This window comes from Shinella sp. OV683 (genome assembly GCF_057787725.1).
Genome location: NZ_CM173543.1, coordinates 391,670 through 406,790, shown reverse-complemented (window position 1 = coordinate 406,790; position 15,121 = coordinate 391,670). Strand labels below are relative to the sequence as shown.

General features: G+C 59.1%; 15 protein-coding genes. 8 read left to right on the top strand and 7 right to left on the bottom strand.

Annotated features, from left to right (window positions below; translation table 11 throughout):
• Positions 1–7 precede the first annotated feature (7 nt).
• Positions 8–1,186, bottom strand: a complete 1,179-nt coding sequence (locus tag ACXHRN_RS01985; protein WP_488639682.1) for a phosphoserine transaminase — start codon at positions 1,184–1,186, stop codon at positions 8–10.
• Positions 1,187–1,393: 207 nt separating this feature from the next.
• Here ACXHRN_RS01985 and ku (ACXHRN_RS01980) point away from each other — a divergent pair, with 207 nt between their 5' ends.
• The 3 genes from ku (ACXHRN_RS01980) to ACXHRN_RS01970 all read left to right on the top strand — a co-directional run bounded on the left by ku (ACXHRN_RS01980) (position 1,394) and on the right by ACXHRN_RS01970 (position 5,166).
• The gene (gene ku / locus ACXHRN_RS01980; protein ID WP_488641797.1) at positions 1,394–2,245 is read left to right on the top strand and encodes a non-homologous end joining protein Ku; all 852 of its coding nucleotides are present in this window, start codon (positions 1,394–1,396) and stop codon (positions 2,243–2,245) included.
• A gap of 3 nt (positions 2,246–2,248) precedes the next feature.
• A complete protein-coding gene (gene ligD, locus ACXHRN_RS01975) occupies positions 2,249–4,816 on the top strand; it encodes a DNA ligase D (protein ID WP_488641796.1) in 2,568 nt (855 codons plus the stop codon).
• 140 nt (positions 4,817–4,956) lie between these two features.
• Positions 4,957–5,166 (top strand): hypothetical protein, encoded by a 210-nt coding sequence (locus ACXHRN_RS01970; RefSeq protein ID WP_488639681.1) that lies wholly within the window; start codon positions 4,957–4,959, stop codon positions 5,164–5,166.
• A 58-nt stretch (positions 5,167–5,224) separates the two neighbouring features.
• Here ACXHRN_RS01970 and ku (ACXHRN_RS01965) read toward each other — a convergent pair whose 3' ends face one another.
• Positions 5,225–6,031, bottom strand: coding sequence for a non-homologous end joining protein Ku (gene ku / locus ACXHRN_RS01965; protein ID WP_488639680.1), 807 nt, complete (start codon positions 6,029–6,031; stop codon positions 5,225–5,227).
• Positions 6,032–6,125: 94 nt separating this feature from the next.
• Positions 6,126–6,953: an outer membrane protein gene (locus ACXHRN_RS01960; protein ID WP_488639679.1), complete on the bottom strand. Its 828-nt coding sequence runs from the start codon at positions 6,951–6,953 to the stop codon at positions 6,126–6,128.
• A 232-nt stretch (positions 6,954–7,185) separates the two neighbouring features.
• Between ACXHRN_RS01960 and ACXHRN_RS01955 the strand changes: the two genes are divergently transcribed.
• Positions 7,186–7,674, top strand: a complete 489-nt coding sequence (locus ACXHRN_RS01955) for a hypothetical protein (protein WP_488639678.1) — start codon at positions 7,186–7,188, stop codon at positions 7,672–7,674.
• A 151-nt stretch (positions 7,675–7,825) separates the two neighbouring features.
• Here the strand turns inward: ACXHRN_RS01955 and ACXHRN_RS01950 are convergent, their stop codons facing one another.
• Entirely contained in the window at positions 7,826–8,554 is a 729-nt protein-coding gene (locus ACXHRN_RS01950; protein ID WP_488639677.1) for an esterase family protein, read from the bottom strand.
• On the bottom strand, positions 8,520–9,509 hold the full coding sequence (locus ACXHRN_RS01945) for an acetylxylan esterase (protein ID WP_488639676.1): 990 nt from the start codon (positions 9,507–9,509) through the stop codon (positions 8,520–8,522). Before ACXHRN_RS01945 ends, ACXHRN_RS01950 begins: the two co-directional genes overlap by 35 nt.
• A gap of 247 nt (positions 9,510–9,756) precedes the next feature.
• Between ACXHRN_RS01945 and ACXHRN_RS01940 the strand changes: the two genes are divergently transcribed.
• The 3 genes from ACXHRN_RS01940 to ACXHRN_RS01930 all read left to right on the top strand — a co-directional run bounded on the left by ACXHRN_RS01940 (position 9,757) and on the right by ACXHRN_RS01930 (position 12,697).
• Complete coding sequence (locus ACXHRN_RS01940; RefSeq protein ID WP_488639675.1) at positions 9,757–10,824, top strand: cyclic nucleotide-gated ion channel; 1,068 nt, start codon at positions 9,757–9,759, stop codon at positions 10,822–10,824.
• A 197-nt stretch (positions 10,825–11,021) separates the two neighbouring features.
• Positions 11,022–11,621 (top strand): YdeI/OmpD-associated family protein, encoded by a 600-nt coding sequence (locus tag ACXHRN_RS01935; protein WP_488639674.1) that lies wholly within the window; start codon positions 11,022–11,024, stop codon positions 11,619–11,621.
• 170 nt (positions 11,622–11,791) lie between these two features.
• Positions 11,792–12,697: a S1C family serine protease gene (locus ACXHRN_RS01930; RefSeq protein ID WP_488639673.1), complete on the top strand. Its 906-nt coding sequence runs from the start codon at positions 11,792–11,794 to the stop codon at positions 12,695–12,697.
• 60 nt (positions 12,698–12,757) lie between these two features.
• Here the strand turns inward: ACXHRN_RS01930 and ACXHRN_RS01925 are convergent, their stop codons facing one another.
• A complete protein-coding gene (locus tag ACXHRN_RS01925; RefSeq protein ID WP_488639672.1) occupies positions 12,758–13,120 on the bottom strand; it encodes a nuclear transport factor 2 family protein in 363 nt (120 codons plus the stop codon).
• A 474-nt stretch (positions 13,121–13,594) separates the two neighbouring features.
• On the opposite strand from ACXHRN_RS01925, the gene ACXHRN_RS01920 reads away from it, so the two are divergent.
• A complete protein-coding gene (locus ACXHRN_RS01920; RefSeq protein WP_488639671.1) occupies positions 13,595–14,092 on the top strand; it encodes a hypothetical protein in 498 nt (165 codons plus the stop codon).
• 78 nt (positions 14,093–14,170) lie between these two features.
• On the opposite strand, the gene ACXHRN_RS01915 is transcribed toward ACXHRN_RS01920, so the two are convergent.
• The gene (locus ACXHRN_RS01915) at positions 14,171–15,019 is read right to left on the bottom strand and encodes an outer membrane protein (protein ID WP_488639670.1); all 849 of its coding nucleotides are present in this window, start codon (positions 15,017–15,019) and stop codon (positions 14,171–14,173) included.
• Between the last annotated feature and the right edge of the window lie 102 nt (positions 15,020–15,121).

Below are 15,121 nucleotides of genomic sequence, written 5' to 3'. Positions count from 1 at the left end.
GAAGAGATCACGCAGCCTTGGCGGAAAGCGCAGCCTTCTGCTTTTCAAAAGCATAGTTCAGCCACGGCGCCAGCGCCTCGAGATCGGAGGTCTCGATGGTCGCGCCGCACCAGATACGCAGGCCGGAAGGGGCATCGCGATAGGCGCCGATATCGACGGCAACGCCTTCCTTCTCGAGCGTCGCGGCGACGCCCTTGGCGAATGCTTCCTGTCCTGCGGCATCGAGCGCCGTGACAGCCGGATCGACGATCTTCAGGCACACCGATGTGTTGGAGCGGGTTTCCGGTTTTTCAGCCAGATTGGCCAGCCAGGGGTTGTTGTCGCAGAAATCGAACAGCACCTTGGCATTGGCATCGGCACGGGCCATCAAGCCCTTGAGGCCGCCGATCTGCTTGGCCCAGAGCAGCGCATCGATGTAGTCCTCGACGCAGAGCATGGACGGCGTGTTGATCGTCTCGCCCTGGAAGATGCCCTCGATGATCTTGCCGCCCTTGGTCATGCGGAAGATTTTTGGCAGCGGCCAGGCCGGGTTGTAGCTTTCCAGCCGCTCGACAGCGCGGGGCGAAAGGATGATGACGCCATGCGCGCCCTCGCCGCCCAGCACCTTCTGCCAGGAGAAGGTGACGACATCAAGCTTGGCGAAATCGAGGTTCTGCGCAAAGGCGGCAGACGTCGCGTCGCAGATCGTCAGGCCCTGGCGATTGGCCGGGATGAAATCAGCATTGGCGACACGCACGCCAGACGTCGTGCCGTTCCAGGTGAAGACGACATCGCGATCGAAATCGACCTCAGCGAAATCAACGAGCTTGCCGTAGTCGGCAGTGAACTTGCGGACGTCGGGGATCTTGAGTTCCTTGACGACATCGGAGACCCAGCCCGAGCCAAAGCTTTCCCAGGCGACCATGTCGACGCCACGCGCACCGAGCAGCGACCAGAGCGCCATCTCAACAGCGCCGGTGTCGGAAGCGGGAACGATGCCGATGCGATAATCGGCCGGCACGTCGAGAACTTCGCGAGTCAGGTCAATGGCCTGCTTGAGCTTGTTCTTGCCGATTTTGGAGCGGTGGGAGCGGCCTAGCGCTGCGTCTTTGAGCGCGTCGAGCGACCAATCGGGGCGCTTCGAGCAGGGGCCGGAAGAAAAATGCGAGTTTGCCGGACGCAGTGTCGGCAGAGCGGTATCAACCATTTTAAGCTACCCTTCCAGGTATATGGCCTCTCGTTGGGGAGAGGTGTCCCGCCGCCGTGAATATGGGAAGCGCCATTTCAAGTCAAGCATCTCTTGGCGCAAACAGGAGACTTTTTGACGCAGCTTTGCCCAAGCGCTAAGATATGTGCGGAACCAATATCGTCGACCGCCGTTGAATCCCGTTGTTCTGGCGTCTGTTCGGGGAGTATCAGCATGGCACCGCGTGCAAATTGGAAAGGTTACCTGAAATTCGGCGAAGTCACCTGTCCGGTCGCGCTATACACCGCCGCCTCGACCGCCGAGCGAATCGCCTTCCACACTCTCAATCGCGATACCGGAAACCGTGTGCGCCGAGAGTTCGTCGATAGCGAGACGGGCAAGCCGGTCGAGCGCGAAGACCAGGTCAAAGGCTACGAAGTCGGCAACAACGACTATATCGTGCTGGAGCCGGAAGAGGTCGCCGCCGCTGTCCCAGAAAGTGACAAGACGCTCGAGATCGACGCCTTTCTGGACTACGCGGAAATCGATGACGTCTATTTCGACAAGCCCTACTACCTCGCCCCGTCCGACAAGTTGGGCGAGGAAGCCTTTGCACTCATTCGCGAAGGAATGCGCAAGAAGGGCGTGGCGGGGCTCGCCAGCACGGTGCTCTTCCGCCGCGTTCGCACGCTGCTGATCCGCGCGCATGACGATGGGCTGATCGCGAACACACTGAATTTCGAATACCAGGTGCGCTCCGCCAAGGACGCCTTCGACGATGTGCCGGACATGAAGATCGAGGGCGAAATGCTCGACCTCGCCAATCACATCATCTCGACCAAGAAGGGCGAGTTCGACGTCTCGAAATTCGACGACCGCTATGACGCCGCCCTCGCCGAACTGATCAAGGCGAAGATGGAGGGCCGCAAGATCGAGGCACCCAGGCCGCCGAAGGAGACCAAGGTCAGCAGCCTCATGGAAGCGCTACGCCAGAGCGCCGTCGCAATCACAAAGAAAGCCAACGCCGCACCGGCAAAGAAGGCCAAGCAGGCGGCTGAGCCACGGCGCAAGGCAAGCTGAGTGATGGATCTCGAAACCTATAACCAGAAGCGCGATTTCAGCAGGACCGCGGAGCCCAAAGGCCGCAAGGCCGGGGCGAAGGGCAACAGCTTCGTTATCCAGAAGCATGACGCCACACGCCTGCACTACGATTTCCGGCTGGAGATGGATGGCGTCTTGAAAAGCTGGGCGGTGACCCGCGGCCCCAGCCTCGTGCCGGCCGAAAAACGTCTTGCGGTACACGTCGAGGATCACCCGCTCGAATATGGCGGCTTCGAAGGCACGATCCCCAAGGGCGAGTATGGCGGCGGCACCGTGCTGCTCTGGGACCGCGGCACCTGGGAGCCGATCGGCGATCCGGAAAAGGCCTATCGCAAGGGGCATATGGAATTTACCCTGTACGGCGAGAAGCTGGGCGGGCACTGGCATCTCGTGCGCATGCAGCACAAGCCGCGCGAAAAACACGAGAACTGGCTGCTGATCAAGGGCGACGACGCGTTTGCCCGTCCGGAAGGTGCTGACGACATTCTTGAAGAGCGCCCCGAATCCGTCAAGACCGGCCGCGACATCCCCGACATCGCCGGCGAGGAACCCGGCTGGTCATCGAAAACAGGCAAGATCGACAAGAGGAAGGCAAAGTCCGCCAAGGCCAAGAAAGCCGCCGAGCCGATACCGGTCGAAGCGCCGGATCTCGACCCTTCGCAGCTCACCGGTGCCCGCAAAGCGCCTCTGCCTGCCTTTGTCGAACCCACGCTGGCAACACTGGCCACCAAGCCACCACCCGGCGAGCGCTGGATCCACGAAATCAAGTTCGACGGTTATCGCCTTCAGGCACATATCACCGCCGGCCGCGTCAAGCTGCTCACCCGCAGCGGACTCGACTGGACCCAGAAGTTCGGCAAGGAGATCATAACAGCTTTGAAGGAGCTACCGGTCGGCAAAGCCTTGATTGATGGCGAGCTGGTAGTGGAATCAGCCAACGGCGCCTCGGACTTTTCCGCCCTGCAGGCCGATCTCAGTGACGGCCGCACCAGTCGCTTCATCTTCTACGCTTTCGATCTCCTCTACCTCGACGACTACGATCTGCGTGCGTCACCGCTTACGGAGCGAAAAGGATTGTTGCGCAAGCTGGTCGAGGCGCAACCGGGCAAGATTCGCTACAGCGATCATTTCGACGAGAACGGCGATATCATCCTCAAGCATGCATGCCGGCTTGGCCTCGAAGGTGTCGTCTCGAAGCTCGCGGGCGACTCCTATCGCTCTGGCCGCAGCAAGGGCTGGATCAAGTCGAAATGCTCGTCGCAGCAGGAGTTCGTCATCGGCGGCTTTGTGCCATCCAGCACCTCACGCAAGGCGGTCGGCTCGCTGGTGCTGGGCGTTTACGGCAAGCAAGGACTGGAACATGTCGGCCGCGTCGGCACCGGATTTTCCAACTCCGTCGCCGAAGATCTGTTTCAGCGCTTGACCAAGATAAGGACCGACGAAAGCCCCTTCGTCGGCAGGCTGACCGCCGAGGAAGCCCGGCAGGTACGTTATGTCAGGCCGGAATTGGTGGCCGAAGTGGAATTCCGCGCCTGGACTGGCGATGGACATTTGCGGCACGCTTCGTTTCGAGGCCTGCGCGAGGACAAGGACCCGAAGGACATCATGCGCGAAACGCCCAAGACACAAGCCGGCAAGGCCAGCACCGAAAAAGCGCCCGTAGAAGTCAGCCGCACCGTCAAGCTCAGCCATCCCGACCGCATCTATTGGCCCGCCGAAGGTGTGACCAAGGAAGGACTGGCGGACTACTACACCGAGGTCTGGCCCCATATCGCCCCCTTCATATCAGGCCGGCCGCTGGCGCTGCTGCGCTGCCCGACCGGCATCGATGGCGAGCAATTCTTCCAGAAGCACGCCTGGAAGGGCATCAACAAGAACATATCGACGGTCGTCGATCCCACCGACAAGGACGGCGAGCCACTGATTGCCATCAGCGATCTCGATGGCTTGATCGGCCTCGTGCAGGCCGCCGTGCTGGAAATCCACCCATGGGGCTCGAAGATCGGTGATTGGGAACGACCGGACATGATCATCATGGACCTCGATCCAGGTCCCGGTGTGGGCTGGGAAGCAATCATCTCGGCCGCCGAGGATGTGCGCCAGCGGTTGAGCGACGTCGGCCTCGCACCCTTCGTCAAGACATCCGGCGGCAAGGGACTGCATGTCTGCGCGCCGCTGAAGCCTAAGGCCGAATGGCCCGATATCAAGACATTCACCAAGGGGCTGGCCGACGCGATGGCCGCCGACAGTCCGGACAAATATGTCTCGACGATCACCAAGTCCAAGCGCCAGGGCAAGATCTTGATCGATTATCTCCGCAACCAGCGTGGCCAGACGGCCGTGGCCCCCTATTCCACCCGCGCCCGCCCCGGTGCCGCCGTGTCGATGCCGCTCGCCTGGGACGAGTTGAGTCCGGCCATCGGCCCGGCTTATTTCACGGTGCTGAATGCGCCGACCCGGCTTGCCTCGCTGAAATCGGATCCCTGGGCGGAACTTCGCTCGGCAGCTGTACCGCTGCCATCGCTGGCAGGGAAAAGGAGAAGCGCTTGACGGCGACCTGTGGTAATGTCCTCAGGCGTGCTATTCTTAGCATGAACGCGAAATTCATCTTGCATTCATAAAGGAAATGCTAATTTAATAGAAGCTCGAAGCAACCACAAATAACAGCATTCCCGAGCCGGGAGTATTGTATGACTGAAAAAGAAAAAACCTACTCTTTGTACTCGGCTTTCGTCGAGGACCATCGCGAATTCGGGTATCAATCACTCGAAGACGAGCCGGCTCTCGAACAGGAGTCGTCTCGCGAACTCCGCCAATCTCGCCTCACGGTGTCCACCAAAAAGGCGATAGCATGGCTTCGTCAGCACCTGTCGCGGCCGCATCTGCCACGTCACGGCTGATCGCGATCTAGCTGCACGTCGTGAATTCCATCAGGATTTCGCGCTAGCCCGACGGCTATCAACGCTTCTTGTTCGCCGCTTCGGTCTTCACGCTGCGCCTCAGCGCGTCCATAATGTTGATGACGTTGCTTGGCTGCCCCACCTCCTCGACCTTGGCCGGCGTCGGTCGCTTATGACCCTTCTTCTTCGCGGCAATGATATCGAGCAATCGCTCCTGTACCGGATCCTGCACCATTTTCGGATCCCAGGGCTTCTTGCGCTCGTCGATCAGCGTCTCCACCAGCGTCATCAACCCAGGCTCGACCTTTTCAGATTTGATGTGGCCGAAATAGTCCTCCGCGCCGCGCACTTCGTCGCCATAGCGTAGCGTCCAGACCACGATGCCCTTGTCGCGCGGCTCAAGCATCACGGCCCGCTCGCGCCGATACATCACCAGCCGCGAGATCCCCACCATCTTGCTGGATGCCATGGCGTCGCGGATCACCGAGAAAGCCTCCTCGCCGACCTGATCGTCCGGAACCAGATAATGCGGCTTGTCGAGCCAGATCCAGTCGATGCTGTCCTTCGGCACGAACATGTCGATGTCGATCGTCCGCGTGCTTTCGAGCGCTACCGCCTCGAGCTCGTCGTCTTCGAGCATGACATACTCGTTCTCACCACGCTCATAGCCCTTCACCTCGTCATCTTCGTCGACAGGTTTGCCGGTCACCGAGTCGACGTAGCGGCTGAGCACGCGGTTGTTGGTCTGGCGATTGAGGGTGTGGAAACGGACCTTCTCATCGTCGGTGGTCGCCGGCGACATCGACACCGGACATGTCACCAGCGATAGCTTGAGATAGCCCTTCCAGAAGGAGCGTGCTGCCATGACGAAAATCCCGTCCAACTCGAGTTGAAGTGCTTCAACTGGCTTGAACGGGATGGACGTGACTTGGTTCCAACGCGAGAAGATTTTAGGGCAATTACCAGTTCACCATGCGGATGCCGGTACGGAATTCGTGTCGCGTCAGGCCGCCATCCTTGCCCTTCATGCCAATGGCGCCGTAGTTCTTTTCATAGCCGTTGAAAGCAAACATGTCCCCATCAGCGATCTGCGAGAAGCGGTAGCCGAAGTCGACCTTGATCCGGTCTCCGACATCATAGGACATGCCTGCCATCAGCGCGTAGGTAAAGCGCCAGCTATCCGCGCCTTCGCGTTGAACGCTGATGGGATCTATGTCGCCGCAGCTGCCGACAGTGCAGCTCCCGACCTGACCTACGGCCCCCCACTTTACGTAACTCACGCCGGCGCCGGCGCCGACATAGGGCGTCAGCCCCCAATACGTACCGAGATCCACGTAACCATTGGCGAGCAGGCCAAGCGCGGTCATGTCCTGCTGACGATAAAAGCAATTTGCCCGGCTCGTAGCAGAAATTCCACAAGTGCCCAGATCTCCCAGGCCCTGCATCTTGGTGCCGAAATAATCGACCGTCAGATCGGAACGGAAGAAATCGTTGAATTGGTAACCCATGCCGGCATTCAGCGTGATGTCGTTGGAAAACCTGTTCTTGTCGAAGGTTACGCCCGAATAGGTTTTCAAGCCGAAATCAAAGTTGCGCGATGTCGGCTTGTCAGACTCCGTCGAGACATTGTAGCCAAGATCGCCACGAATGTACCAGCCATCCGTCGTCGACGCGATCGAACCGGTGTCGATTTCGGGCGCGTCGATCGGCGGCGGCATGTCGAACGCGGCAGCCTGGCTGGCGAGACCCATCGTGAGTACGGCGATTGCGAGGCCATGGCGGATCATTATGGCATTTCCTTCCGACATACCGGGACGAACCCGGTTTGAATATGCTTTCGGAAGACTATGCCAACCAGAGGTTAACCCGCGGTTAAGCATGTTTTGAAGTTAAAACTTTACCGAATTTGTTCAGGATTTGTTTACTGTCCAAATCGCAACCCACGTCGCCGATCCGTGGCCACAGATCGCAGGATCCTGTAAGAAACTCGCGGATCGTCACCAACAGTGAGCCATCACAATGGAACGGAAAAAGCCTCTGTATCGCACCGTAAATACGCGGACGCATGGTGTTAGGCATCGCAGTGGTGGAGACTTCGCTTGGGAGAGAACCACGAATCGGCAGCGGGAGAACCAGTCAGCCTTTGGCTCGATGCACGGCAAGGAACGCCGCGGCCTCGACTACACCCCATTGTTCAAGTTCCTTCTTTCAAAGATAGGAGAGGACTGGGCAAAGACGTACAGCGAGGCGGTCGCAAGGATAGATCGCCCCGACCCCGTTTTCTGGATCGTCGCCACAAACGAACTCAATCGCCAGTCCGTCGTCCGCATTGGTGAGAATACCTACTACAGCGGCCTATATGTCGATGAGAACGATACGCTTGCGGCCGTCGACCCAGGCGTCACCGAGCACGACTTGAATCCCACATGCGAGTGTTGCACCCATACATTTAATGGCAAGCGCTTCACGCGCCCCTATCAGTTCGGTGCCGACTACCCAGGGAAGTGACAGGAGCACCACGAAGGTCAATCAACTTATTGAATCTTATTACTTTTATTGAAATCTCGATTGTTGTTTACAACATTTACAAGCAAGCATGTTTGGCAGGGAATGATTTACCATGATTTGGCGGCGTTGCCGGAGGCGTGTTGCGACAAGGCTATATGTAAAGCGGAGCCATCCGGCGCCAGACGCCGGCGCGATGGGCGCGGCCATCCCAGAAATGCAGCTGATGGCGAACGCCCTTGTCCGCCAGCAGCCGGCTGAGATGGCGATTGTTGTCAAGGAAGGGATCGTCATTACCGATGGTCAGAATGATATCCAGTTGCCGCAGCTTTTCGAGTCGCCAGTCGCAGGCGAGCCCCGGAAGGAAATGCGTTGGCGTGTGGAAATAGACGGTGTCGTCATAGTAGCCGTCAAACAGGTCGTCGAAACTCTCCACCTTCATCGTCAGGTCATAGCGTCCTGAAAAGGCGACAAGCTTGCGAAACAGATGCGGATGGCGGAACGCGAGGCTGGCGGCCTGATAGGCGCCGAGGCTGCAGCCCTGGACGATGGTGCAATCATGCGGGTTCTTCTCGGCCATCAATGGCAGAACCTCGTTGAGCACATATTCCTCCAGCGCGGCGTGCCGTCGGATGCGCTCCGCCGGATGACGGCGAGATCCGTAGAACGTCTCGTTTGCCAGCCCATCGATGCAATAAAGCTGAAGCTGTCCTGCCTCGAGCTTTTCGGCGAGGCTGCCGACGATGCCGAGTTGTTCATATTCCCAGAAGCGGCCGTCCCGCGTCGGGAACATCAGGACCTTGGCGCCGGCATGGCCGAACACCAGAAGCTCCATGTCGCGATGAAGCCTATGACTGTACCAGCGGAAATATTCGCGGTTCATGGCACCTGAAGAAACCTTCGATCTTGTCACGGAGCAGCTTTTTCTGTGCTGCCTCGCCAGCGTAATCGAAATGACCGGCGTCGAGTATGAAGTTTTCGTTAAATTTCGTCAGCGCATTCGCGACAGCGAACTGGCAGGGCGGGGCCACCGCCGGGTCGAAAAGTGCCGGGGCCACCAACATCGGCACCGTGATGCACGCCGCAGCACTTGCCGCATCGAACAGGCGCAGGTTCTCGATAATGTTGGGATGGCGTTTTTGGTAGACTTGGGCGGATTGCGCACTGCCGGTGGTCTGCAGGGTTAGCCAGAGCGGCCTGTGGCCGAAGGTCGGCACCTCCAGGTATCCTCGGTCGATCCTGTTGTCGAAGGCAATGGCCAGTGCCCCGATGCCTCCGCCGAAGCTGATGCCGCTATAGCCGATATCACCGGATATTCCGGGAAACAGCCTGACGAGCGTCGAGACCGACAGCCACAGATCCTCGACACAGCCGCCGATGATGTAATCGTCGGGTCGGTCGATGCCGTGGAGCACATGCCACGCCGGATTCTGGGAAATCCCGGGCCGGGCACTGCGCGACAGCCCGCGGAAACAGGGAAACAGGATCGCCGTCTCTTCGACGGGAATGTTGAAATCGGGCTGCTCCCGTCCACCATAGCCGTGGCCAACCACAAGACCGCGCCGCACCTCTCCCTTGCGCGGCAGCAACAGCCAGCCACCAATCTCGAACGAACCGGTCGAGACATAGACGATATCGCTGACCTGCCAGTCGGGATGGCAGCTTGCGCTGGCGCTCAACGAAGGCCGCGGGTCCACTGCGCGCGCGCTCAGATAGCGCTCCGTCCAGAAGGCCTCGAATCCATCCGGCGCTTCCGGCGGCCTGATGGCAAGCAATTGTTCGAGCTGCATCCCATAGGTGGGATCAAAGGCGAAAGGATGCGTTGTAGGAATGCTCATGGGCAGCTTTTCACGAGAGATGGCAGGACTCGTCAATGTTCTTGTGTGTATTTGCCTGCACATGCAAGCATGTTCATTCGCCAACATTTACAGTGGTAGCCGCAATCGGCATCCTATTTAGACAGGCAAACAGGAGAAGAAGCGAATGGCGATTGCGCCGATCCCTGGTTCACTCAGTCGCAAGACGGGCGAGCAGGAGGTTCTGCCGAACTGGAGGAATGGGCATCGGGCGGCTGGGAGATATTGAATGTCGACACGACCTTTCTTGAAGATTTCTGCGCCACTCAACGGGCTGCTCGCTGCGATCGGGCTCGTTACGGTCGCTGCACTGACGACACCTGATATAGCAGGACGAACCAGGCTCACCCTGGAGGTCCTGCTCGCCGGCATCTGGGCCGCCTATGTCGTGCAACTGATCGAGACACTGATCATACAGCGGGCGAGAGACGTTCGGGACGGGATGCCGACAATCATCGTCGATGTGCTTGCCGTCCTGGTCCCTCTCGCCGCGTTCCTGTTTGTCGGCACGCGCGACTGGAGTCTCTACTGTGGCATCTGGCTGCTAAAGCCCCTGCGCGATTCGATCTTCTTCCGGCTCCTGGGCAGGGTCATGACCAACGAGGCGCGCAACCTGATCGGCGTCACCTCGATCTTCTGCATCGTTCTGTTCGGTGCGGCGCTTGCAGCCTATGTCATCGAGCGCGACATCCAGCCGGGCAAGTTCGGCAGCATCCCGCAGGCGATGTGGTGGGCGGTGGTCACGCTGTCGACCACCGGCTATGGCGACGAGATTCCGCAAACTTTCGCCGGCCGCGTCCTCGCCGGGCTGGTGATGATGAGCGGCATAGGCATCTTTGCGCTCTGGGCCGGCATCCTCGCCACCGGCTTCTACGAAGAAGTCCGTCGCAGGGACTTCGTGCGCAATTGGCAGTTGGTTGCGGCCGTGCCGTTATTCCAGAGGCTTGGCTCTAGCGCCCTGGTCGAGATCGTGCGGGCACTGAGGCCTCACGTCGTACCGGCCGGCACCGTAATCTGCCGCAAGGGCGAAACGGGCGACCAGATGTTCTTCATCGTCGAAGGCTGCGTCCGCGTCGCGACACCGAACCCGGTGGAGCTTGGCGCCGGCAGCTTCTTCGGCGAGATGGCGCTGATCAGCGGCGAGCCCCGCTCGGCGACCGTCAGCGCCGCGACTGACGTCTCACTACTGTCGCTGTATTCGGTGGATTTCCAGATCTTGTCCAGCAGCAACCCGGACATCGCAGATATTATCCGCAAGACCGCGCTCGAGCGGCGCGGCGCAACACCGAAGACTTGACGGGCCCGCATGCCCATTGGATCCTAACTCGAGCGCAAGCGCGCCATCGTCAAAATGGTCGACCACCCGACGGTTGCTCTTCGGGCACGGTGTCGAAGTGTTTTACCATGATTAGAGGTAATGGCCGGGCCGGTGGACAGAATTTGCGGGAATGGGAAACGCGAAGCAAACAAACGTTCAAACAGGAGAGGAAGCGAATGGCGCCTTTTAAAGTCGATCCGGACAAGGTGCACGAGTTCCCCGACGAACTGAGCTTCTACGCGTGGCTTGAAATGCATCACGACAGCGAAGATGAAGTCTGGATCAAGATCCATAAGCTGGATTCAGGCCTTAAGTCGATCACGCCCAAGCAGGCCATCGACGCGGTTCTCTGCTGGGGCTGGATCGATGCCATCCGCAAGGGATTTGACGACAAGAGCTACCTGCAGCGCTACACCCGGCGCACCAGGAAAAGCATCTGGAGCAAGATCAATGTCGACAACGTCGCCCGCTTGATCAAGGAAGGTCGAATGACCGAGCATGGCCTCAGGGAGGTCGAGGCGGCCAAGGCCGATGGGCGCTGGGACCGCGCCTATGGCAGTGGCCAAAGCATGAAGATTCCCGACGATCTTCAGGTCGCCATCGATGCCGAGCCCAAAGCCCGGGAGATGCTGGGCAAGCTCACTGAGCAGAACCGCTTCGCACTGGCCTTCCGCACCCACAATATGAAGACCGAAGCCGGACGGAAGAAGAAGATCGAAGCATTCGTCGATATGCTCAAGCGCGGCGAGACGATCTATCCGCAGCGGCAAAAATGAAACTTTGCCGAACGCTCGTTTGACACGAGCCTGCCTCCGTCGACGATTCCATCACTGCGAAAGTCTTGCGCTCGGCCATCGCGGTTCATACCTATAGGAGACGATGTACTTTCGGCTTCGATGATTGTTGGATCTTGAGCCGAAGTGCTGCGTTTGACGAGGATAAGAGTATGAAGATCGATGCCATTTTGCGGTCAATCGTGACCGTGCGTTCCTCCATCCCCGAAGATGCCTTTACGGCGACGACACTGGGCACCCTCAGGGAAGGTAGCGGCGTCGTCATCCGCGACAATGGGTTGGTGCTGACGATCGGCTATCTGATCACCGAGGCGGAAGAGGTGTGGCTGACGACCAGCGATGGTCGCGTCGTGCCGGGTCATGCGCTGGCCTATGATCAGGAAACCGGCTTCGGCCTCGTCCAGGCGCTTGGGGCCCTTGATCTGCCCGCTCTGGAATTCGGCGACGCATCCAGAGCCCAGATCGGCGACCCCGTTGTGCTTGCCGACGGCACCGGCCGATCGGTGCAGGCACATATCGTCGCCAAGCAGGAATTTGCCGGCTATTGGGAATATCTGCTGGATGAGGCGCTGTTCATCGCACCGGCGCATCCTTCCTGGGGCGGTGCGGCGCTTGTCGGCGCTGACGGCAGGCTACTGGGCATCGGATCGCTTCTGCTGCAAATGAGCCAGGGCGGCGAGGTCGCCGATATCAACATGGTCGTGCCGATCAACCTGCTGAGGCCAATCCTCGATGACCTGCTCACCCGTGGCCGGGTCAACAAGCCGCCGAGGCCGTGGCTTGGTGCCTTCTCAGCCGAAAGCAATGGCGATGTCGTTGTTATGAATGTCGCCGAGGGCAGCCCCGCCGCGCAAGCAGGCCTGCGTCAGGGCGATATCATCGCAGAAATCAGGGATGGAGAAGTCGACGGCCTCGCCGACTTCTACCGGAAAGTCTGGAGCAGCGGCCCAGCCGGTGCAGAAATCCCAATGCGGGTGCTGCGCGATGGCCGCGATGCTTGGCTGCGCGTCAAGACCGCCGACCGCCGCAGCTTTCTCAGAAAGCCGCATTTGCAGTAGGATGGCGCGCTCCGGCCCGCGGGTCCTGTGGAGTATCCGCAGAGTGTCGGATGACGCAGTTCACTCGTCCCAGGCCTGCACGACAGTCTGCTGGGCGATCAGGCCATCCTTCAAATCGAGGGTGGCGGCGCAGAACACCTTGGTACCATCAGGATAGGCACAAGCCTCGGTGAAGGCGAGCTTGTCGCCCTCGACGACGGTGGTATCGACCTTGTGGGTCATCGCCCGGCTGCAGATATCATCCCAGAACGTACCGATCGCGGCACGTCCGCGGATTTCACGCGGCTTGCTGGGCGGATTGTTGCGGTCGATCACCCGCACCAGCGCGTCGTCGGCATAGAAGCTTGCCAGCATCTTGCCGTCGCGGCCTTCGATTGCCTGCTTGATGGATGCAGGCGTTACAGTTTCCTTGGTCTGCAACATCTTGATCTCCGTTGGTTGGCCCGGGTATCGGGCGAGGTCAAAGGAACCCTGCCCCACGACCTGATAGGCAATCCGTACATCACCGCTGGACGCGTATCGGGTTTCGATCGGCCTCACATGAGTATTCCTCAGCCAGACGAATTCTTCCGCCCGCGCACCCTAGCAGAAAAGCTGTTCCGTTTACAGACACTCATGCTTGGCGCCGGGCAGAGGCCGCTGCCACTTCTTCATCCGGCAGGACAGAAGGAGAGTCGAAAAATGAGATTCACAGTCAACTATACTTCTGATGATTGTCTAACTCGAACCCGTATTTTATCAAATTGTGATTATGTGGCACAGAGGATTAATTTGACTTCACTAAAATAGAGTATTTAATCCGCCGTGGCAGCCAATTCTTCGACATGCCAATAGCAACAGGGAATCTGTTCTTCGCTCGGCATAGCGATTTGAACTGCTTGTTATAGGGAGAGCGTCATGCGTAAACTCATTAACGGAACCTCCAAAAGCGAACATATCGACGGTACGAGGTACTCGGATATCATTTATGGCAAGGGTGGTAACGACGGAATCGGCGGCCACCGCGGCGATGACTTCATATATGGTGATGCCGGCAACGATCACCTGAATGGCGGCCAGAACCACGACGAACTGACGGGCGGCGCGGGCGAAGATACATTTATCTTCCGTTCGTTCGCCGCAGCGGACAGTGACAAGGTCATGGATTTCAAGCACGGCACCGATTTGTTCGACCTGGACCGGCATATCTTCTCTGCGATTGACAAAGGTGCATTGTCGTCGAACGAGTTCGTCCTCGGCACGAAAGCGCTCGATGCCAACGATCACATCATCTACGACAAGGCCAGCGGCAAGCTTTACTATGACGACGATGGCGAGGGCGGCCACAAGCAACACCTGCTCGCCACGCTCGACAATCACGCCAAGCTGAGCGCCGACGACATCTTCATTCTCTAAGGCAGCTCGATTGACATCTCGAGAACGAGAAACCGCCCGTTTCCGGGCGGTTCTCGAAGTCTGGAATGAGGCGCTTGCTTACTTGTAGACCGGCTGCTGCGGCATTTCGGCCGGCGGCAGGTAGGCCTGCTGGCAATTGTCATCGCCGAAGCTGTAGCGCAGGCCGGCGCGGGCTTCATGGATGTCGAAGCCGTCGTCGCGACCCGGGCCACCGTTCAGCTTGCGGCCGAACATCGGGCCGTCGGACACGTGACGATAGCGGTAACCAACGTCAGCCTTGAGCTTGCAATTGATATCGATTGCGGTACCGGCCATCAGGCCGTAGGTGAAGCGCCAGCTTTCGCGGCCACTGTGAGTGACCGTGGGATCGCAGTCGCCAGTGGTTGTGCTGCACGATGTGTTCTTCAGGCCGTCCCATTTCACATGGGTGGCGCCGAGGCCGACACCGACATAGGGCGTCAGGATGCCATAGTGAGCGATATCGACATAGGCGTTGGCCATCAGGCTGTACGCTGTCAGCGACGAGCGGTCGCGTGATTTGCAGCCGTCGTCGCAAACGCTGCCGGTGTTGCCGCCGCTACCGGTCGTCGAGCCCCTGAAGTTGGCGCTGAACATGTAGTCGAACGTCTTGTCGAAGCGGACGTAGTCGTTGAGCTGATAGCCAACACCGATGCCGATATTGCCGGTATCGCTGAGATCTGCCTGCCCGAAGCTGGCATTCTCCCTGTTTACACCCTGCTGGAAGTTTGCGCCGCGCAGGTTCATGAAATCGTAGGAAACGTCGCCACGCAGGTACCAGCCGTTGGAGGCGACCGCGACGGGTTCCGCCGGCGGAGCCTCGACGGGTTCAGGCTGATAGAGATCGGCCGCGAAGGCCTGGCTGGACAGCGCCAGCACGAGGGAAGCTAATGCCAAAATTCTCTTCATAATCCATACTCCGCATAACACTCTGGCCGGCGCAATTCACCGGGAGGACAATTCTTGGTTATGTTGGATAATGAAGCGGAAAGGTTAAAACCCGCTTAACCA